General features: G+C 50.7%; 1 rRNA gene (only partly in view). It reads left to right on the forward strand.

Going from position 1 to position 1,891, the window contains the following annotated elements:
- Positions 1-258: 258 nt before the first annotated feature.
- Positions 259-1,891: ribosomal RNA gene (locus DXD25_RS16920) — 23S ribosomal RNA — on the forward strand (it continues 1,388 nt past the right edge of the window).

Here is a 1,891-nt window from a genome sequence, read left to right on the forward strand (position 1 = left end):
AGGAGACTGGGATTCCTTATACATTATATAATATATAGGGATGGCTCAAGTAAAATGGTTCAACTCCACAATCTCCACTATGCCTTTTAAGGCAAGAAGATCTTTGACATATTGACACAAGCAAAACTGTAAGTAATGAACTTTAGTTCAGACTAAAGTGACTCAAATCGCAAGATGAGATTTCACAAGTTAGAATAGAGCTGAAAGTATGAGCTACTTATTCGTTATTCGGAAACGAGTAACAAGAATACAGTCGTAAAGAAAGTAAGAAAGGGCGTATGGCGGATGCCTAGGCTCACGGAGGCGATGAAGGACGTGATAAGCTGCGATAAGCTTCGGGTAGGTGCAAATAACCTTTGATCCGGAGATTTCCGAATGGGACAACCTAGCCGTCTGAAGGACGGTTACTCGATCTTCAAGATTGAGAGCTAACGCAGGGAACTGAAACATCTTAGTACCTGCAGGAAGAGAAAATAAATGAATGATTCCCCCAGTAGTGGCGAGCGAACGGGGAACAGCCCAAACCAGTGGCGTCGCAAGGCGTGGCTGGGGTTGTAGGACCGCGACATTGTATTGAAATGGTGAGTGGAAGTATCTGGAAAGTTACATCACAGAAGGTGATAATCCTGTACACGAAGCCAAATCAAGCATAGCGGTATCCTGAGTAACGCGGGACACGAGGAATCCTGCGCGAATCTGCCGGGACCATCCGGTAAGGCTAAATACTCCCGTGAGACCGATAGCGAACGAGTACTGTGAAGGAAAGGTGAAAAGAACCCCGAGCAGGGGAGTGAAATAGTTCCTGAAACCATGCGCCTACAAGCGGTCGGAGCATCTTACGATGTGACGGCGTGCCTTTTGCATAATGATCCTACGAGTTACCGTCACTGGCGAGGTTGAGTACCATGAGGTACGTAGCCGCAGTGAAAGCGAGCCTGAAGAGGGCGCACAGTCAGTGGGGGTAGACGCGAAACCAAGTGATCTACACTTGGCCAGGATGAAGTCCCGGTAACACGGGATGGAGGTCCGCACCAATAAGCGTTGAAAAGCTTCTGGATGAGCCGAGTGTAGGAGTGAAAGGCCAATCAAACTTGGAGATAGCTCGTACTCCCCGAAAGGCATTTAGGTGCCGCGTCGGATGGTCACCGTGAGAGGTAGAGCGACCGATAGGACAAGAGGGCTTCACCGCCTATCGAGTCCTGACGAACTCCGAATGCTCACGGTTCGCAGTCCGGCAGTAAGGGGGCGGGTGCTAAGGTCCGTCCCCGAGAGGAGAAGAATCCAGACCGCCGTCTAAGGTCCCGGAGTTCTGCCTGAGTTAGTCTAACGAAGTCTGGTCCCTATGACAGCTAGGATGTTGGCTTGGAAGCAGCCATTCATTCAAAGAGTGCGTAACAGCTCACTAGTCGAGGGTCCGGGCATGGATAATAATCGGGTATAAGGCAGACACCGAAGGCGCGGGATAGCAATTATGAAAGTATCGGTAGGGGAGCATACTCACAGCGTCGAATGGTGTACGTAAGTTATCCTGGAGCGGTGAGTAAAGCAAATGTAGGAATAAGTAACGATAAGGAGGGTTAGATTCCCTCCCGCTGTAAGACCAAGGTTTCCCGGGCAATGCCAATCAGCCCGGGGTCAGTCGGGTCCTAAGTCTAAGCCGAACGGCGATGGCGATGGCAGAGACGGTTAATATTCCGTCACTGCCGCATGGGGCGACGTGGAGACGGAGCAGTGAAACCACCGCGGGGCGACGGAAGTCCCCGTTGAAGAGTGTAGGTGTTGAGGAGAGCAGGCAAATCCACTCTCCGAGCTGAACCTGATAGTACGGAGTCCTCTTCGGAGGAATCTGATAGTGTGGGTAATCATACTCCCGAGAAAATCCGCTAAGCTT

The sequence above is a fragment of the Prevotella sp. TF12-30 genome (genome assembly GCF_003436715.1).
GTDB classification, from domain to species: domain Bacteria; phylum Bacteroidota; class Bacteroidia; order Bacteroidales; family Bacteroidaceae; genus Prevotella; species Prevotella copri_A.